The 251-nt window shown below is 49.0% G+C and carries 1 protein-coding gene; it reads left to right on the top strand.

The window, feature by feature from the left end; genetic code table 11:
• A partial coding sequence (locus tag SB660_RS22415) for an AMP-binding protein (RefSeq protein WP_410584677.1) occupies window positions 1-251 on the top strand: 251 nt, incomplete at both ends.

The following is a 251-nucleotide window of genomic DNA, read 5'->3' as shown; positions in this document are numbered from 1 at the left end:
CGCATTGGAGAAAAACCGCATCACGGCAGCTCATTTTGTGCCATCCATGCTTCATGCTTTCTTGGAATATATAAATTCCAGAAAACAGCCGATCAAAAAGACCTGCTTAAAAAGGGTTTTTGCCGGGGGCGAACAATTGGGCCCGCACTTGGTTTCCCGTTTTTATGACCTTCTGCCGGGAACGGAATTGACAAATTCCTACGGTCCGACGGAAGCGACGGTAGAAGCGGCGTACTTCGATTTGCCGCAAG

It is taken from the genome of Bacillus sp. SIMBA_005, assembly GCF_046535585.1.
GTDB classification, from domain to species: Bacteria; Bacillota; Bacilli; order Bacillales; family Bacillaceae; genus Bacillus; species Bacillus pumilus.
The sequence above is the reverse complement of the archived record's forward strand: the minus strand, read 5'-3'. Positions and strand labels throughout refer to the sequence as shown.